General features: G+C 43.6%; 18 protein-coding genes and 1 tRNA gene. 18 read left to right on the forward strand and 1 reads right to left on the reverse strand.

What is annotated here, in order from left to right; translation table 11 throughout:
- The first annotated feature begins 370 nt into the window (after nt 1–370).
- The 10 genes from IP510_RS09410 to IP510_RS09455 all read left to right on the forward strand — a co-directional run bounded on the left by IP510_RS09410 (nt 371) and on the right by IP510_RS09455 (nt 14,238).
- A tRNA-Trp gene (locus IP510_RS09410) sits at nt 371–446 on the forward strand.
- 51 nt (nt 447–497) lie between these two features.
- Complete coding sequence (gene secE / locus IP510_RS09415; RefSeq protein ID WP_194364537.1) at nt 498–983, forward strand: preprotein translocase subunit SecE; 486 nt, start codon at nt 498–500, stop codon at nt 981–983.
- Between the two features lie 72 nt (nt 984–1,055).
- Nucleotides 1,056–1,586 (forward strand): transcription termination/antitermination protein NusG, encoded by a 531-nt coding sequence (gene nusG / locus IP510_RS09420; RefSeq protein WP_194364538.1) that lies wholly within the window; start codon nt 1,056–1,058, stop codon nt 1,584–1,586.
- Between the two features lie 90 nt (nt 1,587–1,676).
- Nucleotides 1,677–2,108 (forward strand): 50S ribosomal protein L11, encoded by a 432-nt coding sequence (gene rplK, locus IP510_RS09425; protein WP_194364539.1) that lies wholly within the window; start codon nt 1,677–1,679, stop codon nt 2,106–2,108.
- On the forward strand, nt 2,109–2,810 hold the full coding sequence (rplA, locus tag IP510_RS09430) for a 50S ribosomal protein L1 (protein WP_194364540.1): 702 nt from the start codon (nt 2,109–2,111) through the stop codon (nt 2,808–2,810).
- Between the two features lie 432 nt (nt 2,811–3,242).
- A complete protein-coding gene (gene rplJ, locus IP510_RS09435; RefSeq protein ID WP_194364541.1) occupies nt 3,243–3,770 on the forward strand; it encodes a 50S ribosomal protein L10 in 528 nt (175 codons plus the stop codon).
- Between the two features lie 132 nt (nt 3,771–3,902).
- A complete protein-coding gene (rplL, locus tag IP510_RS09440) occupies nt 3,903–4,274 on the forward strand; it encodes a 50S ribosomal protein L7/L12 (RefSeq protein WP_011514491.1) in 372 nt (123 codons plus the stop codon).
- 748 nt (nt 4,275–5,022) lie between these two features.
- A complete protein-coding gene (gene rpoB / locus IP510_RS09445) occupies nt 5,023–9,141 on the forward strand; it encodes a DNA-directed RNA polymerase subunit beta (RefSeq protein ID WP_194364542.1) in 4,119 nt (1,372 codons plus the stop codon).
- Between the two features lie 187 nt (nt 9,142–9,328).
- On the forward strand, nt 9,329–13,546 hold the full coding sequence (rpoC, locus tag IP510_RS09450) for a DNA-directed RNA polymerase subunit beta' (RefSeq protein WP_194364543.1): 4,218 nt from the start codon (nt 9,329–9,331) through the stop codon (nt 13,544–13,546).
- Between the two features lie 167 nt (nt 13,547–13,713).
- Complete coding sequence (locus tag IP510_RS09455; RefSeq protein WP_194364544.1) at nt 13,714–14,238, forward strand: DUF6586 family protein; 525 nt, start codon at nt 13,714–13,716, stop codon at nt 14,236–14,238.
- A 272-nt stretch (nt 14,239–14,510) separates the two neighbouring features.
- Here the strand turns inward: IP510_RS09455 and IP510_RS09460 are convergent, their stop codons facing one another.
- Entirely contained in the window at nt 14,511–17,165 is a 2,655-nt protein-coding gene (locus tag IP510_RS09460; RefSeq protein WP_194364545.1) for a penicillin-binding protein 1A, read from the reverse strand.
- 192 nt (nt 17,166–17,357) lie between these two features.
- Here IP510_RS09460 and pilM point away from each other — a divergent pair, with 192 nt between their 5' ends.
- From pilM to IP510_RS09500, 8 genes are all read left to right on the forward strand, one after another.
- On the forward strand, nt 17,358–18,413 hold the full coding sequence (gene pilM / locus IP510_RS09465; protein ID WP_194364546.1) for a type IV pilus assembly protein PilM: 1,056 nt from the start codon (nt 17,358–17,360) through the stop codon (nt 18,411–18,413).
- The gene (locus IP510_RS09470; RefSeq protein WP_194364547.1) at nt 18,413–19,060 is read left to right on the forward strand and encodes a PilN domain-containing protein; all 648 of its coding nucleotides are present in this window, start codon (nt 18,413–18,415) and stop codon (nt 19,058–19,060) included. The genes pilM and IP510_RS09470 overlap by 1 nt, the downstream gene beginning before the upstream one ends.
- Nucleotides 19,057–19,785 carry a type 4a pilus biogenesis protein PilO gene (locus tag IP510_RS09475; protein ID WP_194364548.1) on the forward strand — a complete coding sequence of 243 codons (729 nt, stop codon included), beginning with the start codon at nt 19,057–19,059 and terminating at the stop codon, nt 19,783–19,785. The genes IP510_RS09470 and IP510_RS09475 overlap by 4 nt, the downstream gene beginning before the upstream one ends.
- Nucleotides 19,785–20,318: a pilus assembly protein PilP gene (locus IP510_RS09480; protein ID WP_194364549.1), complete on the forward strand. Its 534-nt coding sequence runs from the start codon at nt 19,785–19,787 to the stop codon at nt 20,316–20,318. Before IP510_RS09475 ends, IP510_RS09480 begins: the two co-directional genes overlap by 1 nt.
- A gap of 27 nt (nt 20,319–20,345) precedes the next feature.
- Nucleotides 20,346–22,700 carry a type IV pilus secretin PilQ gene (pilQ, locus tag IP510_RS09485; protein WP_194364550.1) on the forward strand — a complete coding sequence of 785 codons (2,355 nt, stop codon included), beginning with the start codon at nt 20,346–20,348 and terminating at the stop codon, nt 22,698–22,700.
- Between the two features lie 142 nt (nt 22,701–22,842).
- Nucleotides 22,843–23,412 carry a shikimate kinase AroK gene (gene aroK, locus IP510_RS09490; protein ID WP_194364551.1) on the forward strand — a complete coding sequence of 190 codons (570 nt, stop codon included), beginning with the start codon at nt 22,843–22,845 and terminating at the stop codon, nt 23,410–23,412.
- Nucleotides 23,413–23,481: 69 nt separating this feature from the next.
- Nucleotides 23,482–24,591, forward strand: coding sequence for a 3-dehydroquinate synthase (gene aroB, locus IP510_RS09495; RefSeq protein ID WP_194364552.1), 1,110 nt, complete (start codon nt 23,482–23,484; stop codon nt 24,589–24,591).
- 100 nt (nt 24,592–24,691) lie between these two features.
- Nucleotides 24,692–25,780: a hypothetical protein gene (locus tag IP510_RS09500; protein ID WP_194364553.1), complete on the forward strand. Its 1,089-nt coding sequence runs from the start codon at nt 24,692–24,694 to the stop codon at nt 25,778–25,780.
- Nucleotides 25,781–26,633: the final 853 nt, after the last annotated feature.

The following is a 26,633-nucleotide window of genomic DNA, read 5'->3' on the forward strand; positions in this document are numbered from 1 at the left end:
TAAACTAATCTATTAGTCTCAGTAATGAGCTGCTAAGTTAGTCATAAAAAGGCCACCCTGTTTTGGGTGGCTTTTTTTTGTTTAAGGCTACAACTGAGTAAAGAAAGTGCTGTTTCAAACATCAATAGTCCCTCATAGCTTTAATTGATAAAATCAGAATTTATTTATGATATATCGTATTGTAATCTGTGGCATAGCTTGATATATTGGCGCTGCACTTATTGCGAGTCGCTAACCTCAGCGATAGTAGGGGAGTTGTAAACACTACAACCTTTCTAAATAAGTGTAAAATCAGGTAAAAATGATAATTTTACCGTCAAAGGCTTGCAATTTATGCTGAATATTGTATAATGCTGTCCTTTACACCCATAGGCGATTGGCTCAATTGGTAGAGCATCGGTCTCCAAAACCGAGGGTTGTAGGTTCGAGTCCTACATCGCCTGCCATCTTCTTATCTCATCTTTGTTGTACCCCACCATCTCCGAAGCGAGTTCTTTATGAGCAATAATCAGGATAGCCTCGAGACTAAGTTATCTGATGCCAAGGCAGTTGCTGGTGGAATGCTGTCTAAAGATAAGCATATCTCAGCGAGCGGTACTTCTGCTGTTGAAGTTGCTAAGACTGGCTCAATAAAAGATGTGATTTTGTGGCTACTTGCTGCAGCTGTTTTAATCGGTGCGACTCTAGTTAATCAATACCTACCAGGCTATTGGCAACCTGCCAACGATGTTTGGGTACGTATTGGTATTATTGTCGCATTTATTGTATTTGCATTAGTATGCTTGGCATTAACGCATCAAGGTCGTGCTTTTAAGATTTTGCTAAAAGACGCCACTGTTGAGTTACGCCGAGTGACATGGCCAAGTAAAGACGAAACCTTTCAATACACATGGCAAGTTATTGTTGTGATTGCGATTGCTGGGTTTTTTGTTTGGTTGTTAGATAACTTTTTTAATTGGTTTGTTGGTATCTTTATCGGTTAATAGCACGTATTAGTGACTAGTAATTTGATATTTTCCGACAACAATTTAATTTATAACGATCAGGAGCGTGATATGCGTTGGTATATTGTCCAAGCGTTTTCAGGATATGAAAAACAAGTACAACGTTCATTAACTGACCGTATCAATCGTAGTGATTTCACTGAGTCATTTGGTGATGTATTGGTCCCTACTGAAGAAGTCGTCGAAATGAGAGACGGCAAAAAGCGTAAGAGTGAGCGTAAATTCTTTCCAGGATACGTATTGATCCAAATGGAAATGAATGACAATACTTGGCACATCGTTAAAGAGTGTCCACGTATTATGGGCTTTATCGGTGGTACGCCTGAGATGCCTGCACCGATTACGCAAGTAGAAGCTGACCGTATTCTTAACCGTTTGAATCAGACTGAAACTGACCCTCGTCCTAAGACTCTATTTGAGCCAGGCGAAGAGTTATTGGTTATCGACGGTCCATTCACTGACTTTAAGGGAATGGTTGAAAAAGTCGATTACGAGAAATCTAAACTACATTTGACTGTAAACGTATTTAACAGGCCAACTCAGGTTGAGCTTGAGTTTAGTAAAGTTGAGAAGCTAGACTAAACCCACAACGAATTCATCAACCGGGGAGCTGTTAGTCAATCGGATATATATCGGTTTGATTCAGCGTTATTACCCATTTAGGAGAGTATCATGGCTAAGAAGATTGATGGTTACATCAAACTGCAAGTGCCTGCAGGCAAAGCAAATCCTTCACCACCTATTGGTCCAGCTTTGGGTCAAAAAGGCGTGAACATCATGGCGTTCTGTAAAGAATTTAACGCTGCGACCTCAAACCAAGAGCCGGGTCTACCGATTCCTACTGAGATCACTGTATATAGCGATAAGTCTTTTACCTTCATCATGAAATCACCACCAGCTGCATATTTACTACGTAAAGCTGCTGGCATTGCTAAAGGTTCTGGTACGCCGAACACTGCTAAAGTCGGTAAAGTTGACCGTGCACAACTAGAAGATATCGTTAAGACCAAAACTGCAGATTTAACTGCTGCTGATCTTGATGCTGCTGTCCGTACCATCGCTGGTACTGCACGTTCAATGGGTATTACCGTGGAGGGTGTGTAAATGAGCAAGCTAACCAAACGTCAAAAAGAGATTCAAAGCCGTATTGATAACGAAAAGCAATACACTCTTGAAGAAGCGGTTCAAATCCTTAACGATTTGCCAGCGCTTAAATTCAAAGAGTCTATTGATATCGCAGTAAACTTGGGCGTTGACCCACGTAAATCTGATCAAGTAGTTCGTGGCGCAACCAACCTACCTGCTGGTACTGGTAAAACCAAACGCGTTGCTGTATTCGCTCAAGGCGCTGCTGCTGAAGCCGCTAAAGAAGCTGGTGCAGACATCGTTGGTTTTGAAGACCTAGCAGAATCAATCAAAGCCGGTAACATGGACTTTGATGTTGTGATCGCAGCTCCTGATGCTATGCGTGTTGTTGGTCAGTTGGGTACTATCCTAGGTCCACGTGGCCTAATGCCTAACCCAAAGGTTGGTACAGTTACACCAAACGTTGCTGAAGCTGTGACTAATGCTAAAGCTGGTCAAGCACAGTACCGTGTTGATAAAGCTGGTATCATCCATGCGACTATCGGTCAAGTTGGTTTCACTGCTGAGCAAGTTATGCAAAATGCTCAAGCACTAATCACAGATCTAAAGCGTGCTAAGCCTGCTACGTCTAAAGGTACTTTCATCAAGAAAATTACCTTGTCTAGCACGATGGGCCCAGGTCTAACGATCGATGCAGTTCCTTATCGTACTGCAAAATAATTAAGTACCCACTCTTCAAATATTTTGAATGATGAGTACAAACTATATTTAACAAATTAGGTCAGCGTAGTATTTACTACGCTGTCTAAGACCGTAGGTAGAGAGTGGTTCAGAATCATAAATAACGATCTTAGAATGGTTAATTATGAGAACGAGTTATTCTTGTTAATCGACGACAGATGAAAATCTTAGTTGTCCTACGCAGACGGTGATCCACCCAGTTGTTGATAAGAGCCGATAGTTCAATCTATCACTTGATGTCATTCTGATAACGGTGCCGTAATCAGTCGTTACTAATAAAATCTATTGCTATAGAGTTTAGAAGTAACGTGTCGTATCAAGTCAATCTAAGTCAGTCGCTTGATCATTGAGAACTTCGGTTTTTAGTCATTAAGACACTGAGCAGATTGATAAGATTAAAGGAGTCAACTTATGGCATTAACGCTAGAGCAAAAACAACAAGTTGTGGCTGAAGTGTCTGAAGTTGCTGCTAATGCTTACTCAGCAGTAGCTGCCGAATATCACGGTATTGGTGTTGCAAAGCTTACTAAGCTGCGCGAACAAGCCCGTGAAAAAGGCGTTGTTTTGAAAGTGGTAAAAAACACACTAGCAAAACGCGCTTTTGAAGGCACTAAGTTTGAGAGCATGTCAGACCGTATGACTGGTCCACTACTTTTGGCTTTCTCTATGGAAGACTTGGGATCTGCAGCAAGAGTCGTTTTCGACTTTAGCAAAGATAACAAAGCTTTAGAGACCAAATTAGTATCAGTCGGTGGTGTTGTTTATGGTCCAGAAGAGCTAGAGCGCGTATCGAAGCTACCAACTCGCGACGAAGCACTCTCTATCTTGATGGCTACTATGAATGCACCAGTGACCAAGCTTGTCCAGACTATGAACGCTGTTCCTGGCAAGTTAGTTCGCACTGTAGCGGCAATCAAAGACGCAAAAGAAGCTGCTTAATTGCTTGTTTTAACGTAACTTTAACATCGCTATTCTTGGTTGCAATTCATTGCCAACACTACTTAAAACTGTGGCAAGCAATCAAAGCGATATTAGAATCAATTAATTTTTATCAGATAACGGAGAGTTCTCATGGCACTATCTAAAGATGACGTGTTAAACGCAATTGCTGAAATGTCAGTAATGGATATCGTTGAATTAATCAGCGCTATGGAAGAAAAATTCGGCGTAACAGCTGCTGTTGCTGCTGCACCTGCTGCTGCTGGCCCTGCTGCTGCTGCTGCTGAAGAAAAAGACGAGTTTGACGTAGTTCTTGCCAGCTTTGGCGAGAAGAAAGTTGGCGTAATCAAAGCCGTACGTGAAGCTACTGGTCTTGGCTTGAAAGAAGCGAAAGATTTGGTTGAAAGCGCTCCAGCTCCAATCAAAGAAGGCGTTAACAAAGCTGAAGCTGAAGAGTTGAAAAAGAAACTTGAAGAAGCTGGTGCAACTGTTGAACTGAAATAAGTTTAACGCTGTACTAAAAAAAGCTGGTAATGCCTTGCATTGCCAGCTTTTTTTTATTATAATTCGTAGCTTGACCTTTTGTGTCTGCCAACAGTCGTATGCAACAACACGGTGGATACCCATCAAAAGGACACACGATATACATGCAAGTACACATACCAGTTTTTGAAATCAGTTAATATGAGCTAAACGTCCGTAGATGTTTGGCATTTCTTTGTGTCTGCATGCTTTCCTATTAACACTATAGTTTATACTGATTCTAGAAGTTATAGTTACCCCGATTATTATTAATTCTGAAAAGCTTTTGACCTTAGGTTGCTCGCTGAATGTAAATTTACTGTCAGTGATTGGATTGATAGACAGTACGTATTTGTAGCGGCTTTGGTTTGATAGTAAATAGTTTAGATGGCAAGTAGCCTAGATGCAATCCTAATAGACGTTATTTTTTATTAGCGTATTTATAAAGTAGGCCTGATAGGCCATGAATTATAGATCAATGTGATATTGAATTTTGTGGTTGCAACAGTCATATAGACTGATTCACCAACCATAAACTCTGGCATTACCGACAAGATTAAGTGAAGTGTGCTAAGCAAGCACTGGTGAGTAAAGTAGTAAGTGACAGAAAAGACAGAACTGAACACGAAGACCCGTTTTATATTATCGTTTACGTCGCCACGTTTGCATCGTATTTATGCATACTGGCCACGCTTTTAATTTGTTTCCACGTTTACTGTAAGGACTCTCGATGGCATATTCTTATACTGAAAAAAAGCGTATTCGCAAAAGTTTTGCTGAATTGCCCACTGTAATGGACATTCCCTATTTACTGTCTATTCAAGTAGATTCTTATGAGCAATTTTTGCAAGAGCACAAAAAGCCAAAAGCTCGTGAGAATACTGGTTTGCAAGCTGCGTATTCCTCTATTTTCCCAATTGAGAGTCACTCTGGTAATGCAGAGCTACAATTTGTTGAGTACTATTTAGGTACGCCTGAATTTGATGAGCGTGAGTGTATCTTACGTGGTTCAACTTTTGCTGCGCCTATGCGTGTCAAAATCCGTTTGATCATCAAAGACAAAGACAGCAAAGACAAAGACAGCAAAGCTGCTATCAAAGATATCCGTGAGCAAAGCGTTTACATGGGCGAGATGCCTTTGATGACGGCTAACGGTACTTTCATTATCAATGGTACTGAGCGTGTTATCGTATCTCAGTTACATCGTTCACCTGGTGTGTTCTTTGACCATGATAAAGGTAAGTCACATTCAAGTGGTAAAGTACTTTATAACGCCCGTATCATTCCTTACCGTGGTTCTTGGTTAGACTTTGAATTTGATGCAAAAGACTTAGTCTTTGCTCGTATTGACCGTCGCCGTAAGCTATTGGCTTCTATCATTCTACGTGCACTTGGTCTAACGACTTCTGAAATCTTAGATTTATTCTTTGATAAAGTCGCCGTATATAAAGCCGAAGAGACGTTTGAGATTGATCTGGTTGCTGATCGTCTACGTGGCGAGATGGCTCAGTTCGATATCGTATCACCTGAAGGTGATGTGATCGTAGAGCAGGGCAAACGCATCAACGCACGCCGCATCCGTCAGCTTGAAGAAGCAGGTATGACGAAGATTGCTGTGCCTGATGAGTACTTATATGAGCGCATTCTAGCCGAAGACATCATTGTTAATGATGAAGTCATCGCTCGTGCTAACACGCCAATTGATCATGAATTATTGGTTAAATTGAGCGCGTTTGAAGCCAGTGAATCGATTAAAGAATTCAGTATCTTGTTCACCAACGATATCGATCAGGGTAGTTATATTGCTGACACGCTACGTGCTGATAGCACCTCAAGCCGTGAAGAAGCATTGATCGAAATTTATAAAGTCATGCGTCCAGGTGAGCCACCAACGGTTGAGACTGCTGAAAAACTGTTTGAGAGCATGTTCTTCAACGCAGATCGTTATGACTTATCGAACGTCGGTCGTATGAAATTTAACCGTCGTCTTGGTCTTGAATTTGACAACACTGATGATCCAGATATCCAACGTGAACGCAGCGTATTGACCAATGATGATATCGTTAACGTTCTAAAAGAGCTTATCGAGATTCGTAACGGTCGCGGTGAAGTTGATGATATCGATCACCTAGGTAACCGCCGTATTCGTTCAGTAGGCGAGATGGCAGAAAACCAATTCCGTGTTGGCCTAGTACGTGTTGAGCGTGCGGTCAAAGAGCGTTTGAGCTCAGCGGAATCTGATAACTTGTCACCACAAGATTTGATTAACTCAAAGCCAGTAGCGGCTGCGGTTAAAGAATTCTTTGGTTCAAGCCAGTTGTCACAGTTTATGGATCAGAACAACCCGTTGTCTGAAGTGACTCACAAACGCCGTGTATCAGCGTTAGGACCTGGTGGTCTGACTCGTGAACGTGCAGGCTTTGAAGTACGTGACGTACATGACACCCATTATGGCCGTGTATGCCCGATTGAGACTCCTGAAGGTCCAAACATTGGTCTGATTAACTCACTAGCGACCTTTGCTAAAACCAACAGCTTTGGTTTCCTAGAGACGCCATATCGCCGTGTGGTTGATGGTAAAGTGACAGATGTTATTGAGTATCTATCAGCGATCGAAGAAGTCGGTACAGTTATTGCTCAGGCTGATTCACCAGTAACCGCAGAAGGCGCGTTATCTGATGAGATGGTCAGTGTGCGTAGCTATGGTGAATTCGTTCGTATGCCGCCAGAGAAAGTGACGCATATGGATGTGTCGCCAAGTCAGGTAGTATCAGTTGCAGCCGGCCTAATTCCGTTCCTAGAGCATGATGATGCTAACCGTGCCTTGATGGGCTCGAACATGCAGCGTCAGGCTGTTCCTACACTACGTGCTGATAAGCCGTTAGTAGGTACTGGTATGGAGCGTCATGTTGCTCGTGACTCTGGTGTTTGTGTAATCGCTAAGCGTGGCGGTGTGATTGAAGATGTAGATGCCTCACGCATCGTTGTTCGTGTAAACGAAGAAGAAATGGTCGCTGGTGAAGCGGGTATTGATATCTATAACTTGGTCAAATACACGCGCTCTAACCAAAACACTTGTATCAACCAACGCATCATTGTTAACCAAGGTGACGAGATTGCTTTGGGTGATATCTTGGCTGATGGTCCATCAACGGATCTTGGTGAGCTTGCACTAGGTCAAAACATTCGCATTGCATTTATGCCGTGGAATGGTTACAACTTCGAAGATTCAATCTTGTTGTCTGAGAAAGTGGTTAAAGAAGATCGTTTCACTACTATTCATATTCAAGAATTGACTTGCGTGGCTCGTGATACCAAATTGGGTACAGAAGAGATTACTGCTGATATTCCAAACGTTGGTGAAGCCGCATTATCAAGTCTTGATGAAGCAGGTATCGTTTATATCGGTGCTGAAGTTGATGCTGGTGATATCTTAGTTGGTAAAGTCACACCAAAAGGTGAGACGCAACTAACGCCAGAAGAGAAACTACTCCGGGCTATTTTTGGTGAAAAAGCGGCTGATGTAAAAGACACGTCACTACGTGTTCCAACATCAAGCAAAGGTACGGTTATTGACGTACAAGTATTTACCCGTGATGGCGTTGAAAAAGATGCCCGTGCACGTGCCATCGAAAAGTCGCAACTTGACAGCTATCGTAAAGATTTAAAAGAAGAGCTACGTATCTTTGAAGACGCAGCACGTGGTCGTATTGGTAATCTATTAGATGGCCAAAAAGTCAGTGGTGGTTCTGGTCTGAAAGCTGGTACGGTTATGGCATTGGCTGATATGAAAGATATGAGCCTTGAGACATTGCTTGATATCCAGCCAGTTGAAGAAGAAATCTCTGAGCGTCTGACGCAAATCGCTGAATACTTAGTTGATAAGCAAAAAGACATCGACGTGAAATTTGCTGAGAAAAAACGCAAATTGACTGCTGGTGATGACTTACAGCACGGCGTACAAAAAATCGTTAAAGTATATCTAGCGGTTAAGCGTCGTATTCAGCCTGGTGATAAAATGGCTGGTCGTCATGGTAACAAAGGTGTGGTATCACGCATCATGCCTGTCGAAGACATGCCTTATGATGAGAATGGTAATACCGTTGACATCGTACTGAACCCGCTTGGTGTACCATCTCGTATGAACATCGGTCAGGTTCTAGAGACGCATTTGGGTATGGCAGCCAAAGGTTTGGGTGAGAAGATTGATGGTATGCTCAAATCTCAAGCAGCGATCAAAGAGCTACGTGGTTTCTTAGACAAAATCTATAACCAAGTAGGCGGTGAGCAAGTTGATCTTGATAGCTTGAGTGATGATGACATCATGGCATTATCAGACAACTTACGTGGCGGTGTACCGATGGGTACCGCAGTGTTTGATGGTGCAAGAGAGAGCCAAGTCAAAGACTTGTTAGAGCTTGCTGGTATGGACCGTGATGGTCAGCAGACATTGTATGATGGTCGTACTGGTCAGAAGTTTGACCGTAAAGTAACGGTCGGTTATATGTACATGCTCAAACTTAACCATTTGGTTGATGATAAAATGCATGCACGTTCTACCGGTTCTTATTCACTAGTGACGCAGCAGCCACTCGGCGGTAAAGCTCAGTTCGGTGGTCAGCGCTTTGGTGAGATGGAAGTCTGGGCACTAGAAGCTTATGGCGCGACTTACACGTTGCAGGAAATGCTGACTGTGAAGTCGGATGACGTTGAAGGTCGTACGCGTATGTACAAAAACATCGTTGATGGTGAGCAGTATATGGATCCAGGTATGCCTGAATCGTTTAACGTACTGACCAAAGAAATCAAATCATTGGGTATTAATATTGAGTTAAAACAAACCCATTAAGCACGGCGGACTGAAGCCACTTAAATATGGCTTCAGTCTATTATTATCCTTAGTGGTCAACCTAAAAGCAGTACGCGCATCGCTGCTGCTTTTAGTGATTTGTCTCAACCCTATTCATTGCCTTCATTCATCTTATTTGCGTCAATAATACGCTATCAGATGATTATAAAGATAACGGAGAAGCAACTTGAAAGATTTACTCGATATCATGCAAAGCCCTACCGGCAACGGTAACCAAGAGTTTGATAGCATCCAAATTACCTTAGCCTCACCTGACGTCATCAAGTCATGGTCACATGGCGAAGTAAAAAAACCTGAAACCATTAACTATCGTACGTTTAAGCCTGAGCGTGATGGTCTATTTTGTGCCAAAATTTTTGGCCCAGTAAAAGATTTTGAGTGCTTATGTGGTAAGTACAAGCGCCGTAAGTTCCAAGGCGTTATCTGTGAAAAATGTGGCGTAGAAGTGACGACCGCTAAAGTTCGTCGTGATCGCATGGGTCACATCGACTTAGCCAGTCCAGTTGCGCATATTTGGTTCCTAAAATCATTACCAAGCCGCATCGGTCTATTGCTAGACATGACGCTACGTGATATCGAACGCGTTCTATATTTCGAAAGCTACATCGTTACCGAGCCAGGTCTGACTTCTTTAGAGAAGTACCAATTGCTTGATGATGAAGATTACTTCAAAGCCCTTGAAGAATTTGGTGATGAATTCACAGCCAAAATGGGTGCTGAGGCGGTTCAAGACTTATTGAAAGATATCGATATCGATCTTGAAGTTGATGAGTTGCGTGAAGCGATTCCGCAAACAGGTTCTGAGACTAAGCTTAAAAAGATGTCTAAGCGTCTTAAATTGTTAGAAGCATTCCGTGATTCTAATAATAAGCCTGAGTGGATGGTAATGAACATCTTACCAGTACTACCACCAGATTTACGTCCGCTAGTACCACTAGAAGGCGGTCGTTTTGCGACGTCAGATCTAAACGATTTATATCGCCGCGTGATCAACCGTAACAACCGTCTTAAGCGTCTGCTTGAGCTGAGCGCCCCTGATATCATCGTACGTAACGAAAAACGTATGTTGCAAGAATCAGTGGATGCGTTGCTTGATAATGGTCGCCGCGGTCGTGCTATTACTGGTAGTAACAAGCGTCCATTAAAATCTTTGGCTGATATGATCAAAGGTAAGCAAGGTCGTTTCCGTCAAAACTTACTTGGTAAGCGTGTCGATTACTCTGGTCGTTCGGTTATCGTGGTAGGCCCAACACTACGTCTACATCAGTGTGGTCTACCTAAGAAAATGGCACTAGAATTATTCAAGCCATTTACTTATAACAAGCTATTGTCTCATGGTTTGGCGACGACAATTAAAGCTGCCAAAAAGATGGTAGAGCGTGAAGAGCCACAAGTGTGGGATATGCTAGCCATGGTTATCCGTGAGCATCCAGTGCTTCTTAACCGTGCACCAACGCTTCACCGTTTGGGCTTGCAAGCATTTGAGCCAGTACTAATCGAAGGTAAAGCGATCCAATTGCATCCGCTCGTTTGTACCGCATTCAACGCCGATTTTGATGGTGACCAAATGGCCGTTCACGTGCCATTGACGCTAGAAGCTCAGCTTGAATCACGTGCGCTAATGATGTCTACCAACAACATCTTGTCACCTGCGAACGGTGATCCAATCATCGTACCATCACAGGATGTTGTATTGGGCTTGTACTACATCAGTCGCTCGTCTATCAATGCTAAAGGCGAGAGCATGGTTTTTGCTACCGTCAATGAAGCATTGCGTGCTATTGGTTCGAACGATCTACATGTTAACGCTAAAATCAAAGTGCGTGTTACAGAGACGCATATTGATGAAGAGGGTAACGAAACCAAAGAAATCAGTATCAAAGATACGGTTGCTGGTCGTTTGCTTATCTGGAACATCATGCCTAAAGGTATGACGTTTGATGAATGTAACCAAGAAATGACGAAGAAAAACATCTCTCGTTTAATCAACTCTTGCTACCGTAAAGTAGGCGTAAAAGAGAGTGTTATGTTTGCTGACCAATTGATGTATCTTGGTTTTGCTCAAGCAACCTTGTCTGGTGTGTCTATCGGTATCGATGACATGGTCATTCCACCACTGAAAAAGCAAATCATCGAAGTGGCAGAAGGCGAAGTTCGCGAAATCGAAGATCAATTCGAGCAAGGCTTTGTAACGGCTGGTGAGCGTTATAACAAAGTGGTTGATATCTGGTCACGTACCAATGACAAAGTCGCTAAGGCGATGATGGATAACTTGGCAACGGATAAGATCTTGAATGCCAAAGGTGAGGAAGAAGAGCAGAAATCATTCAACTCTATCTTTATCATGTCAGATTCTGGTGCTCGTGGTAGCGCGGCACAGATTCGTCAGTTGGCTGGTATGCGTGGTTTGATGGCCAAGCCAGATGGCTCAATCATTGAAACCCCGATTAAAGCTAACTTCCGTGAAGGTTTGACGGTACTACAGTACTTTATCTCAACTCACGGTGCCCGTAAAGGTCTAGCGGATACGGCACTGAAAACAGCTAACTCAGGTTATCTGACTCGTCGTCTGGTTGATGTGGCACAAGATTTGGTTATCACTAGTGATGATTGTGGTACTGAAGAAGGCCTACTCATGAAACCACATATCCAAGGTGGCGAAATCATTGAGAAGCTAGGTGAGCTAGTACTTGGTCGTGTGACTGCACGTGATGTTACTTATAATGATGATGCTGATAAAGTATTGGTTCCAGCTGGTACTTTGATCGATGAGTACTGGGTTAACGTCCTTGACAGCAACGCGATTGATGATATCTGGGTACGTTCAGTTATTACTTGTAATGTTGAGCATGGCGTGTGTTCACAGTGTTATGGTCGTGACCTTGCTCGTGGTCATAAAGTGAATATCGGCGAGTCAGTCGGTGTCATGGCTGCACAGTCTATCGGTGAGCCAGGTACTCAGTTAACCATGCGTACGTTCCACGTGGGCGGGGCAGCAAGCTCAGCCTCTGTAGACAATAGCATCTCTGTACGTAATGCTGGTCAAGCGCATTTCGAAAACATGAAAACCGTTCAACATACTGATGGTCACTTAGTCATCGTATCGCGTTCAGCTGAAATCGCATTAACCGATGAACTTGGCCGTGAGCGTGAGCGTTATAAAGTACCTTATGGTTCTAGCGTTCTTGTGAAGAGCGAAGATTATGTTGAAGGCGGCCAGACCATCGCTAAATGGGATCCGCACACGCATCCTATCATCACAGAATTCGCTGGTACTGCACGCTTCAGTGACATCACTGATGGCTTGACGGCTACTGTGAAGGTTGATGACGCGACTGGTATGAGCTCATTTGAGATTCTTGCTACTCGTGACCGTTCAAGCTCAGCGAAAGACTTACGTCCTGCAATTATCTTGAACACGGACGAAGGTAAAGAAGTGGTTTACTTCTTACCAGCTGAAACCATCATTCGCGTCAGCGATGGTGAAAAAGTAGCAGCCGGTTCGATCCTAGGCCGCGTACCACAAGCATCTTCTGGTACTAAAGATATCACCGGTGGTCTACCACGTGTTGCTGATCTATTCGAAGCACGTCGTCCGAAAGATCACGCCATCATGGCAGAAATGTCTGGTGTGGTTAGCTTTGGTAAAGAGACCAAAGGTAAGAACCGCTTCATTATTACCAATGAAGATGGTGAGATCCATGAAGAGCTAATCCCGAAATGGCGTCAAATCAACGTCTTTGAAAACGAGACGGTAGCTCGTGGTGAAGTGATCGCTGATGGTCCACAGAACCCACATGATATCTTGCGTTTGAAAGGTCAGACTGCACTTGCTGATTATATCGTCAACGAAGTACAGGACGTTTATCGTCTGCAGGGCGTGAAAATCAACGATAAGCACATCGAAGTAATTATTCGTCAGATGCTGCGTAAAGTTGAAATCACCGATGGTGGCGATTCAAATCACTTTAAAGGTGATCAGGTCGAGTATGCTGATATCAAAGCATTGAATGCTAAGCTAGAAGCGGAAGACAAGTTCCCAGTACAGTTTGAGCGTCAGTTGTTAGGTATCACCAAAGCAAGTCTGGCAACAGAAAGCTTTATCTCAGCGGCTTCTTTCCAGGAAACAACCCGCGTACTAACTGCTGCTGCCGTTACTGGTAAAGTGGATGAGTTACGTGGCCTGAAAGAAAACGTGGTCGTTGGTCGCTTGATTCCTGCAGGTACGGGTCTTGCTTATCATAAAGCACGTAAAGACAAAGCAGATAAGAAGCTACAAGATAAAGATCTTAATGCAGCGTTTGATATGACAGCGAGCACTGATAGTAAAGACTTTGCAAGCTTTGATGAAGCCTTTGCTCAAGAGTTAAATCAAGACAACTAAGAGCAGTCAGCGTCTTTGATTCATTTTTAACTTGATAAAAAGCCAGCCTCCGTTGCTGGCTTTTTTGTGTGTGTAAAAAACTGAGAAAGGCATGGTGCTACTATCAGAAAAAATAGTACACTGGAAAATACGCTCAAATTCACTATTCATAAAAGGATAATTAGCAGATGGCAGGTAAAACACGTGTCGCCAAGTATCAAGCAGATCGAACCAACCAAAAGCTGTATTTTTGTCGTTTATCCTGCCAAGCAGCGGGAAGTGCCAACGATAAGCAGTTATACCAAGCCCATTGCGAAACGGCTATCTTTCATTTGCATGGTGCATTGCTGGCATTTATCCAAGAACTGGGACATTTTTATAGTTTAAATATGACGTCACCCACGTTGCTAGATATCGAACAAGCATTGACAGAGCGCACACAGGTATCTCCTGAAATCCAACGCTTGCAGCAATTGCAGCAGCAAGGTTTTGTTGCCAATATAGATCGCGCTTATCAACGCTGTCTCTATGCTGTGCCACCAGATATCGTCGTAGACGAGACGCCAAGTAGTTCGTCCGCCTCGCCAGATCTCATTGTGAATGTCGTCACTTTATCGAATCAATGGTTGCCTGATGAGGCCACTATACGTGAATGGCGTCAGCAGCTTTTGGAGCTGATTGAGCAACTCCGTGCTGGAATGGTCGAGTTTTAGATATATAGTCAGCGAACTACTAAATCGCTACGGTGTTACCCTCCTTAGAGGTACGATATGTACAATCTGTGGTAGGCTGCCTTGTAGCTGTTTTAGATTTCTTTGACTATATATAAGGGGCATGTTCATTGTCTGAGAAGTAGAAGACAAGGTAGTGATAGTTATGGTGCTTTAATCAAAGCAAAAAAAAGGCTTATTCAGTGATTGCTGAATAAGCCTTTTTTATCAGATATTGATTATGGCGATGAATCAGGTATGCCATGATAAGCAGATTACTCTGGCAACGGAGGCATACGCTCAACAGGTGTGACGGATAATGGGTTTTGCGGTACGCTATCATCACTGCGTTTATTGCTAGATGTCTGAGGCTCTGAGTTTTTCACATTTTCAGGGGGCTTAGGAGTGGGAGCCTGACGCTGCTGAGTTTGGGTTTTGACTGGCTTTGCCGCTTTGCTATTGTCAGCAACATCGTCATCACCAGCGATAAGTCCATCATCAGTCATTTCGATTATTTCTTGCTGCTGTTTCTTAGATTTTGAGCGGTTGTTAATCGACACCCACTGACTCGGCGTATCTTTGAGCTGTGCTTTCATAAAGTCCATCCAAACGGGTAGGGCGGCCACACCGCCATACTCACGGCGACCCATGGTGGCTGGTTGATCAAAACCCATCCATACGACGGTCGCATTGGTAGGATGAAATCCTGCGAACCAAGCATCTTTAGCCTGGTTGGTTGTGCCTGTTTTACCACCGATATCGTTACGACCTAATGCTTTTGCTCGTATAGCCGTACCATGCTGTACCACATCACGCAAAATATCTGCCATCTCAAATGCCACTCTAGGTTGCAATATTCGTGGTGCCTGTTTGGCCACTGCGTATTGTACAGGAGGTGCTTTCAAGCGATCTGACTGAGGGCCAGCATTATAAACAGTCAAATCAGTGCTTTGTTCGGTGCTTTCATCAGCTTTTAGCGCCGATGCATCAGTGTCTGTTTTATCAGTATCTGTTTCATCAATACTATTGCTATCGTCTTCGAGTGACTTATTATATGCCTCGATTGATTGCTTATTACGTTGCTCAAGTTGTTTGTTAAAGCATAGCGCACAAGCTTGACGTGGATTTGCTTGGAACAATAGATCGTTTTTATAATTGTATATTTGTTCAATAAAGTAAGGTTGTACGCGATGACCACCATTGGCAAAGGTTGAATATGCTGTTGCCATTTGTAGTGGCGTGGCTTGTCCTGCGCCAAGTGCTAACGATAACGTGGTGGGGAGCTTTTCTTTGTCTAAACCGAACTCATCTAATAGATTGCGTGTACTAGAAATCCCAATGGCTTGTAGTAAACGAATAGAAACCAAGTTTCTAGACAAGTAAAGCCCGCGGCGCAAGGTGATATCACCTAAGAAGCGCTCATCAGAGTTTTTGGGTTTCCAGTCGCCTACTTGTATTGGTCTATCGGAGACGATGGTGTCTGGACGATAGCCTTTTTCTAGCGCTGCTGTATAAACAAGCGGTTTAATCGTTGAGCCTGGTTGGCGCCAGCCCTGTAATGCACGGTTGAATTTGCTGTGGTTAAAATCAAACCCACCGACCAAGGCATTAACCGCGCCAGTTTCTGGATTTAAGGAAACCAAGCTTCCTTGTATTTTGGGTATTTGACCCAGTTGCCAATTGCCATTCGCCGTTGGCATAACACGGACAATATCATTCTTTTTGACAATTTGGCTGGCATTACTTGGATAGTAACCGATACGATCGGCAGAAATGTATTTGCGCGCCCAGCTCATGCCAGACCAGTTAACGGTTATGCTCTCACCAGACTGTAAGGTGGCCTCAAAACTACGCGAATTGACTTTGGTAATTTTGGCAGGAGACATACTGCTATAACGTTGAAAGTTCTCTAGCGGTTCATCATTTGCTTCAGCACCGCGCCAACCGTGACGATGCTCATAGGCAACCAAACCCGTCAGTATGGCCGCTTCTGCATCTATCTGTGCCTGACTGTCTACTGTCAGGCGTACGCGCCAACCACCATGCATGACCTGCTCACCATAGCGCTCCACTAAGGTAGCACGAGTCATTTCTGCCAAATAAGGCATATTGACATCCAGCTTTTCTTTATAAAGGTTGATGCCTACTGGTGCGGCAATGGCTTCGTCTTTTTGCGCTTTGGTGATATAACCTAGCTCATGCATGCGCCCAATAATCCAGTTACGACGGGTCAATGCACGCTCAGGGTTGGCGACAGGATTGTATTTAGAGGGAGCTTTTGGTAAGCCTGCTAGCATTGCCATCTCAGCGATGCTTAAGCTGTCTAGCGACTTACTATAATATTTTTTGGCAGCAGCACGGATACCGTAAGCGCCTTCACCCAGATAAATCTTGTTGACATAAAGTGTTAGAATATCGTTTTTGCTGAGTTCATCTTCGATTTTACGTGCTAAAAATAACTCTGTCAGTTTGCGGTTTAGCGTTCTCTCTGAGCTCAAGAAATAGTTTTTGGCAACCTGCATAGTGATGGTCGACCCACCTGTCTGGCCGTCATCATCGGTCACAGCCTCAGTAACGGCTCGACCAAGTCCTTTAATACTGATACCACTATGCTGAAAAAATGAGGCATCTTCTGCTGCTAAAAAGGCATGGGTTAAATCTTCAGGAATGTCTTCAAAACTGACTGGTAAAGATAAACGATTGCCATATTGGCCAATCAGTTTGTCATCGCTACTATAAATCTGTAATGGCATCTCTAAACTAGCAGTCTTAATTTCTTGAGTGCTTGGTAAGGTCGGCGATAAATACATTGCCATACCATAAAAACCAATCGGTACAGCAAGCGCTAAAACAACCGCCAATGCTAGGCATGCGATAAAAACACCCACTAAAAAATGAATGAGGCGAGCAGTAGCATTTTTTTTGGCCATAAGAAGACTTATTAGTTAGAATTTGTAGCGAACAATATATTATACCTCGAACAAAATCGGCAGGTCATAATAAATGTGTAAGTGTGCTTTAATATATTTTTAAATGCTTGAAACTATCAATTAAGTAAAGTATTGTATCTAATTATTACAAATAACTATCAAATTGTACATTCAATATAAGGTATAGAGTTTGTGAGGCTATTTACTTCTAAAAGTCGACATTTGATTGGTGTGGATATTTGTGCCACCTCAGTAAAGTTGGTTGACATACAGCGCCAACATGGCATGTTTCACCTAAAATCTTATGGTATCGAAAGACTTCCGGAAGGTGTAGTCGTCGACAAACTCTTGGTAGATACAGAAACAGTAGGTACTATCATAACCAGCCTCGCCAGACGCTGCCAAGTATCGGGCAGCAATGTCGCTACAGCAGTTTCGGGCTCTGCTGTTATAACCAAAATTATTGACATGGATATGGCGTTAAATGACGTTGAGCGTGAAGCCCAAATTCGTTTAGATGCGGATCAGTATGTGCCTTACCCGTTAGAAGATGTCAATTTAGACTTTGAAGTTTTGGGTCCCTCTTTGGCTAGCGATAATATGGTGCAGGTATTGCTGGCGGCTTCTCGCTCGGAAAATGTCGACCAACGCGTCGATGCGTTAGCCTTCGGTGGCATGCAAACCAAAGTCATGGATATTGAATCACATGCCATTGAGCGTGCTTTTAAACTGATGGTCGATTATCTGCCAAATATGCCAGAATTGGTCGCTTTAGTGGATATTGGTCACAATCAAACCACTTTATATATCGCTAAAAATGGTGAGTTCATTTATAGTCGTGAGCAATTGTTTGGCGGTGTGCAGTTGACCGAGGCGATACAAAATCGTTACGGGTTATCAGCAGAAGAGGCCACATTGAGCAAACGTGAGCGTACCTTACCTGATGACTATTATCCTGAGATATTGACGCCCTTCATAGAAAACACCATTCAGCAAATCACGCGCTCTCTGCAGTTTTACTTCTCATCTAGCCAGTATAGCAGTATAGACCACGTGGTGTTGGCAGGTGGTAGCAGCTCGATTGCGGGTCTCTCTGGTATGGCACAACAAAAACTGGGTGTCCCGGTTAGTGTGGCCAACCCGTTTGCTAATATGACTATCGCACCAAATATTGACAATGAGCAATTGGCTGTTGATGCACCAAGCTTAATGGCTGCATGCGGTCTTGCGTTAAGGAGCTTTGACTGATGGCTCGTATTAACCTTTTACCTTGGCGCCAAGAAGAGCGCGAACGTCGCAATAAAGAATTCTTAACATTGGTGGTTGCCGTCACTTTGCTGACGCTACTGGCTGCATTTGCCTCATGGAGCTATTTCAATAATGAGCTTGCTGACCAGCTCGATGCCAATTCGTTGATCGAACAAGAAAATAAACGTTTAGATATTGCATTGACCGAAATTGATAGTTTAGAGCAGCGCCGTGAAGATATTATATCGCGTATGCAAGTGATTCAAGACTTGCAGGGTCGCCGTCCGGTGCCTGTACGTTTGTGGGATGATTTGGCTAAAGCCATTCCGCCAGCGCTTTATTTAAACAATCTCAAACGTGAAGGGGATGTCCTAACCTTAACCGGTCTGGCTGATAATCCAAACATTGTGTCGAGTTTGATTCGTAATCTAGACAGCAGTAAGTGGATGGGTAATTCAGCAGTGAGTAATATTCAACAGAATATCACCGCTTATGAGACGGCACCTGCTCTTAACAACACGGTTACGACAGGCGAGCAGCCTCGCCCTGTTTATCCAGAAGACAGTTATGTACAGTTTGTGGTAACGACAAAAGTGCAATCAGAGACGCCTGCCGCTACGGATGATGTTTTGGGAGGTGAGTTATGAAACTTGTCCGCAAAAAAAGCCTAATCAAGACCAAAAAGAATAACTTAAAACCCAAAAAACAGTTTGATCTAAACGAGTTTCGCCGCAGTTTTGAATCATTAGATTCTGATAACTATGGTAGCTGGCCATTGCCAGTAAAGGTAACCGTGATTGGTCTTATTATTACTTTTATCGCTGCGCTATCATGGGCACTGCCAATCAGTAGTAAAATCGATGAGATCAATGCGGCTGAAAGTCAGCAACAAACGCTGCTAGATAGTTACCGTGAAAAAGAATCACGTGCGCGTCACCTAAAAGCCTATCAAGAACAAGTCGTCCAAATGGAGACGGAGTTCAATACTTTGCTAGACCAATTGCCAAAAGACACACGTGTCTCAGAGCTGGTAGAAGGCATCAATATGACAGGTGTAGGTAGTAACATACGTTTCCAAGATATCTCAGTAGAACCTGAAATCGAAAATGAATTCTTCATTGAGCAGCCTATCCGTATTGCTGCTTTGGGTGATTACCATCAGTTTGGTAGCTTTATTAGCGGTCTGGCAGCACTACCTAGAATCATCACGATGCACGATTTTGAAGTCAGTAATCCACAGCCTACTTTGGATGTGTTACCAGAGCTTAATTTGGTTTTACAGACCAAAACGTATCGATCTAAAGAAGCGGCTCCTGAAGGTGATGAAGCGGTTGCCTCAACTGACGCTGCAGCTACAGCAGGAGGCAACTAATGACTATTCAGAGACTGCCGATATTACTTGTTTTGAGCATGGCAACGCTATTGATGACAGGTTGTACAGATCGTATTGGTATGGCAGAGCAATCAATGGCTGACATACGTAATCAGCCAGCCCAACCTATCGAACCACCGCCTAAGGCTGAGCTGGTAGAGGACTTCGTCTATAGTGCCAGTGCCCAGCGCAGTCCGTTTTTGCCGCCAAGTTTGGTCAATGTACAGGGCCCTACAACCTCAATCGATGGTGTGCGACCTGACATTACAAGAACGAAAGAACCGCTTGAGCAGTATGAGCTGACGCAGCTGATTTTTAGAGGTGTTGTGGTTGCTCCGGAAGGCCAGCAGTATGCATTGATACAACGTCCGGATGGCTCGGTTGCTAGTGTGAAAGTAGGTAATTATCTTGGATTAAATGACGGCCGTATCGTTGAAATCACGCCGACTCAGGTTAACTTGATTGAAATTGTGCCAGACAGTCGTGCCGGGTTCGTTGAAAAACCCCAGTCACTGGTATCCCCTATAAGCTAAGTTGGCAGATTTTTTGAGGAATAAATAATGACAGTACGCAACAACAAGGTGATGATAATGAGCAATCGTGTGTCTTCCGCTTTTGCCATTTCAGCATTGGCCGTCAGCATGATAGCCGTGAGCAATAGCGCATATGCTGCACAGCGCATCAACAATGTCTCTGTAGTACAAACGGCACCAGCCGTGACTCAAATGCGCTTGGGGTTCACAGGAACGCCAGTATTACCAGCAGCATATCAACTGGATGACCCTAGTCGCTTGGTGTTAGATTTTGAGCAAGTACAAAACGGTCTTGCCAGTCGCTTCAATGAATACAATATTGGTGTCGTCAATGATGTCACTACACTGAGTAGCGACAGTACCACGCGTCTTATTGTTGGCCTAAAAGAGTCGGGCAATTATACGACCGCGATTGAGGGCAACGAGCTATTGCTGACCATCACTGATCCGAGTCGTCCTGTGATTACCAGTGATCCGGTACAGGATGTGCTCAATAACAATAGTAATAACAATATCACGACGACGACAATTGTTACGCCAATTATTGAGACCAGTACCGTTCCGGTTGCCGCTGTTCGTACGAACACGCCTTCTTTGAAAAAAGAAGTCCCAGCAGATACGATGGTGGTCAGAGTCAATCCACTGCTCAACCCTCAACTTGCTGCCTCACAAGTGAGTAAACAGTATAGTTACGACGGTCTCAGTGCAGTGAATTTTTCGGCAGGCAATGATGGTGGTGGTAATATCAGCGTTGTACTGGCCAATGAAGCCATTCCAGTAGATGTACAGCGTCAAGGCAATCAGTTAGTGGTGCGTTTGACTGGTAGTACAGTGCCAAGAAACTTGCTACGTCGATTGAATATTAATAGCGGTCTTGTCAGCAGTATAGATACCAAAAACCAAGGTCAAAATGGTGTCATCACCATAAACATGACAGATGATTATGAGTATCAAGCATATCAGTCTGGCAACCAGTTGAATATCGGTATCAAAAAACCTGAACTACTACGTGAGCCAACGCTTGAAGAAAGAGTCTATAGTGGCGAACCACTGTCTATGGAGTTTCAAGACGTCGAGATTCGTAGTGTATTAGACATTTTGGCCCAGTTTACCGAGATGAACATCGTTGCTAACGACTCAGTCGCTGGTAACATCACTTTGCGTCTGATCAATGTGCCTTGGGATCAGGCGCTCGATATTATCTTAAAGAGCAAAAATCTAGACAAGCGTGAAAACGGCAATATTATTTTGGTCGCGCCTGCTACAGAGCTTGCTGAGCAAGAAGCAAAGGAGCTTGAAGCACAGCAAGCCGTGAAGTCTTATGCACCATTGCGGACTGAGTATATCCGTTTGAGCTATGCTATAGCGCAAGATGTATTGACGCTGATCTCTCAAGGTAGTGGTTCATCTGGTGGTAGTGGCACCTCAAGCCGAGCCGATGAAAACAATACGTTGTTGTCTAATCGTGGCACAGTGACCGTTGATGATCGTACCAATACTTTGATCATTAAAGACGTGGCTGAGAGTATCGAAAATATTCACAAATTAATCAGCAAAATTGATATCCCCGTTCGTCAGGTCATGATTGAAGCGCGTATCGTTAGCGCCACGGATAGCTTTAGTAAAGAAATCGGCGTTCGCTGGGGCATCCTGTCAAATGGCGCAGCAAACAACCGTAGCTTGTTGGTTGGTGGTAGTAATCAGACATTGGCAGATCTCAAAGACTTTGACATAGAGACCACCACAGTCAATGGTCAAACGGTCTCGTATCCGTCGTATGACATTACCAGTCCTGATAATTTAAACGTTGATTTAGGCGTTTCTAACCCAGCGGGTAGTATTGCCTTTGGCTTACTCAGTATGTCTGATGTGATGCTTGATCTTGAGCTGTCAGCACTGCAAGCCGACAATCGCGGTGAAGTTATCTCAACACCCAAGATTTTGACAGCAGACAAGCAAACAGCAAAAGTCTCGTCCGGTACGCAGATTCCGTATCAAGAAGCATCAGCCAGTGGTGCTACAACGACCAGTTTTAAAGAAGCAGCACTGAGCTTAGAAGCCACGCCGAATATCACACCTGATGGTAAGATTGGTCTAAAATTGGTCATTACCAATGGTACACCGACTATCATCAACAATCAGGTAGCTATTTCTGAGGACTCGATCTCGACCAATGTTATTATCGAAGATGGGCAGACAGTTGTACTAGGCGGTGTGTTTAAAAACCGTACTAGTAACGGCGTAGATAAAGTACCTTTCTTAGGAGACCTGCCTTATATTGGCCGTGCATTCCGCCGAGATGTACGTAGCAATACTAAGGAAGAGTTACTTATTTTTGTCACGCCAAAACTGATCAATGATGGTACAAGCCGTTTGAATTAATGGGCAGTTGGTTTTTATTAAAAAAAGCAAGCCACCGTGCTTGCTTTTTTATGTGCTGAATTTTACTCACAATAATCATGGCTCATTACTAGCCAGAATATCAATGACGTTGTATCATACCTAATTTAGCTGAGTAAGTACTATGGTGCAGGAATTGCCGTCGGTGTTTTTAGTGGGACCGATGGGAGCAGGGAAGACGACAATCGGTAAACTACTGGCCAAACAATTGGGCCGCACTTTTGTAGATAGTGATTGGTATGTCGAATCGCAAACCGGTGCCGATATTGCTTGGATCTTCGCAAAAGAAGGCGAAGCGGGCTTTCGTGAGCGTGAAACGCGTGCTATCGATGAGTTGACCCAAAACCCTCAAATCGTACTGGCAACGGGCGGCGGTGCAGTGATGTGTGCTGAAAACCGTGAGTTTTTACATCAGCGTGGTATCGTCGTTTACCTCAATGCTCCCGTAGATGTGCAAATGGCTCGTACTGCTAAGGATAAGTCTCGACCATTATTACAGCAGCCAAATCCTAGAAAAATACTTCAGGATTTGTACAGTGCTCGAGATCCTTTGTATCGGCAGGTGGCACATATCATCATGCCGACGGGCCATACGTATCCGCGGCATATGGTCAACCAACTGCTACAGCAATTAGAAACCTTTTCTGACGCTACCACGATGGCGCCAGCTTCAGCCCCTAAAAACGACCAATAGCAGATCGAGTAGCACGGTTGCTGTTCAGATCTGCTTTTTATCTTATTATCAATCTTTAAGGACTCTTTCATGACAATGCCAGTGTTTTATGATGCTCTAACGGTTCACACGCAAAGTCATGATTATCCAATCGTCATTACTGAAAACGCTGCGATAGAAAAGAGCAGTATGGCACAGCAAGTAGCGCCTTATATTGGTGGTCAGCAGGTATTGATTGTCACTAATGAGACGGTCGCGCCTTTGTACTTGAAACCCTTGGAAGACGAGCTGTCCGTACAATTTACGGTAAGGATTTGTGTGTTGCCAGATGGCGAGCAATATAAAAACCAAACCAGTATCGATCAAATCTATGATGCCCTAATGGCGGAGCACTTTAATCGTGATGTCACGCTCATCGCGCTCGGTGGCGGCGTGGTTGGTGACATGACAGGGTTTGCCGCAGCAAGCTTTATGCGTGGGGTGAATTTTATCCAAATTCCAACAACGTTGTTATCGCAAGTGGATTCAAGCGTGGGTGGCAAAACAGGCATCAATCATACACAAGGCAAAAATATGATTGGGGCGTTTTGGCAACCGCAAATGGTTCTTGCTGATATGAGTACTCTCAAAACATTACCGACACGCGAGCTATCAGCTGGTATCGCTGAAATTATTAAATACGCCCTCATCATGGACGAAACATTTTTGACATGGCTTGAGACCAATCTGCCTGCGATGATGGCATTGGATTTGGCAGTACTTGGGGAAGCTGTGAAGCGCTGCTGTCAGTACAAGGCTGATGTCGTGGCACAAGATGAAAGAGAGTCAGGTGTGCGTGCACTACTCAACTTCGGTCATACCTTTGGTCATGTGATTGAGACAAATGAAGGCTATGGCAATTGGTTGCATGGTGAGGCAGTTGCAGCTGGCATGGTACAAGCAGCTGAGCTTTCCCAAAAGATTGGCTGGCTAACTCATGATGAGGTTGCGCGTATCAAGCGTGTCTTAATCCTAGGTAATCTACCTATCACACCGCCGGTTATCGAGGTAGAGACTGCTTTGAACCTGATGGGGCATGATAAAAAAGTGAAACACGGACAAATCCGCCTGATTTTGTTAAAATCAATAGGCGATGCTGTGTTGACCAATGACTTTGATCACGAGTTGTTGTCTGAAGTATTGTCACAATACAGCGCGTAGCTCATTAAGATCGTGTGCAACTTATCAAAGTTTTAGTAAATGTATAGGGATGCCTATACGCTTTAGTGCACTCAAATATGTTTTTACCAAGGACACTCTCATGGCAGCATCAAAACCGACGACACGTACGGCTAGCCAATCATACAGTCGTCAGGCCTTGATTTGGCTAGTAGTGACATTGCTGTTGGGCATTGTCACCGCATTGGTATGGATGCTGAGTCAAACACCAGCAATGGGTGCCAAGATCGAAAACGCACCAGTATCCGCACCGCAAATGCTGGCTGATGAGTTTGAACAGCCATTAAAGATAGAGTCGTTGCATGAGCTTGATACGGATGTGCAACCCATTAACTTTGATGCCACGGTTCGTGATTTGCGTGATTATCCTGATGAATTCAAAGACAAGCGTTATCTACTGGCCAATAAAGGCAAGTGGACTGTGCAAGTGATGAATGTGGCCGAAAACGATGTGATCGTTAGCTACTTAGAAAGCCGCAAAGATCGCGAGAAATTTGCTTATTTTCGATATCTTGACGACGAAAATCAGGTTCGTTATATGTTGACCTATGGGCTGATGAGTAGTCCACAAGAAGCGGTAGGGGCTGCCAAACTGATCGATTTTAAATTGCCTACGGATGTTCGTGTATTGCCAGAAGAGATCAATCGATACGTTGGTATTATTGACAATTACGAGCGCCCTGACCCAGTAAAAGACTTGAGTACAAAGCGTACCCGTGCTGTTAGCTTGAAACCAACCAAACGTGAAATACCTGTTCGCCAAAAAGCGGAGGCGGTGGCGAGCGATCAAGCAGCTACGGACAACAGTAACCGTAATGCTCAAGATACTGCTAGTAGTAAGTCTGAGCCAAGTATTCGCCAATCAGCTGATACGTCTGAAACCCTCTCTGTGAGTGAAGAACGCACAATTGGTAATGACGTACCTTCATCTGAAACTTCACCCAAAAATGAAGAAAGTACAAGCAAACCGGTGTCTGAGACTAAAAAGCCTGCATCATCAGAAGCGGATAAAACCACCACCAAAAAGCCACCAGTGGTGCCAGCGCCTAAACCGCCGAGCACTACTTCGAACACCAATAACAAGAATGCCAATGCTAAGAGTGCTAACACCAGTGCGCCAAAAGAAAATAGTGATAGCATAAAAACGCTGATAGAAGATAAGAGTAATTAGTTTTTTGCAGATAGCCTCGCTTGCCTGAAGTTTATGGTGGCACTAACGACCGCTTTGTAAATACTTAATACGACTTAATCAAACCCACTAATGAACTCATTAGTGGGTTTTTTATGGCTCAAGTATTTTTTGGTTAAAAAGATAAGGAGAAGATAGCGGTCAAAAACAGTCGATTATCATAAGCCTACCTAACCATGTCACAGATGAGTCACTCATATTCGAATTTTAATATGATTATTGATTGTCCTATAACCAATAGTAATAAATACTATTACAAATTATGGCTGATGAATCGATAGAAAAGACTAGATTTTTTGTCAATCATTAACTAATATAACTGTGGGCGACGTTCTGTACAGTTATCGTAAAAATGTTTATTTAACAATGACTTAATAGTATATATACTGTTTTTTTGGCGCTTTGCCAGACATTGTTGTCTCAAGCGTGGCACTAATTGTTTACTAGGAAGTGATGGTAAGTGCCACAATTTCTCTCATTGTCACTTTTTTAGAGTGAGTACAGCACTTGAATACAGAGCGTCAGATATTCAAGATGAATCAAATGCATTGTTATTAATCTGTCATAGATAAACGTTTACAACTGAAATATGACAACCAACATAACAATTGATGCTTAAGCAAAAGACATAAGATATCAATAAGCGCGTGACTGGTATTTTGGGAGAGGTTTTAACCCATTACCAAGGGCCGATACTCACAAGCTATTGATATACGAATCACATGTCGAGACTTCACCTAACGATTAAGAAAACCACGGTTTTTCTGTGTTTTAGGGTATGACGTCCAAGCCTTGCACCATTGACTAATTCTAAGACCCGAATATCCTTTATCAG

Origin of the sequence: Psychrobacter sp. NG254 (genome assembly GCF_015277735.1) — a bacterium.
GTDB lineage: Bacteria > Pseudomonadota > Gammaproteobacteria > Pseudomonadales > Moraxellaceae > Psychrobacter.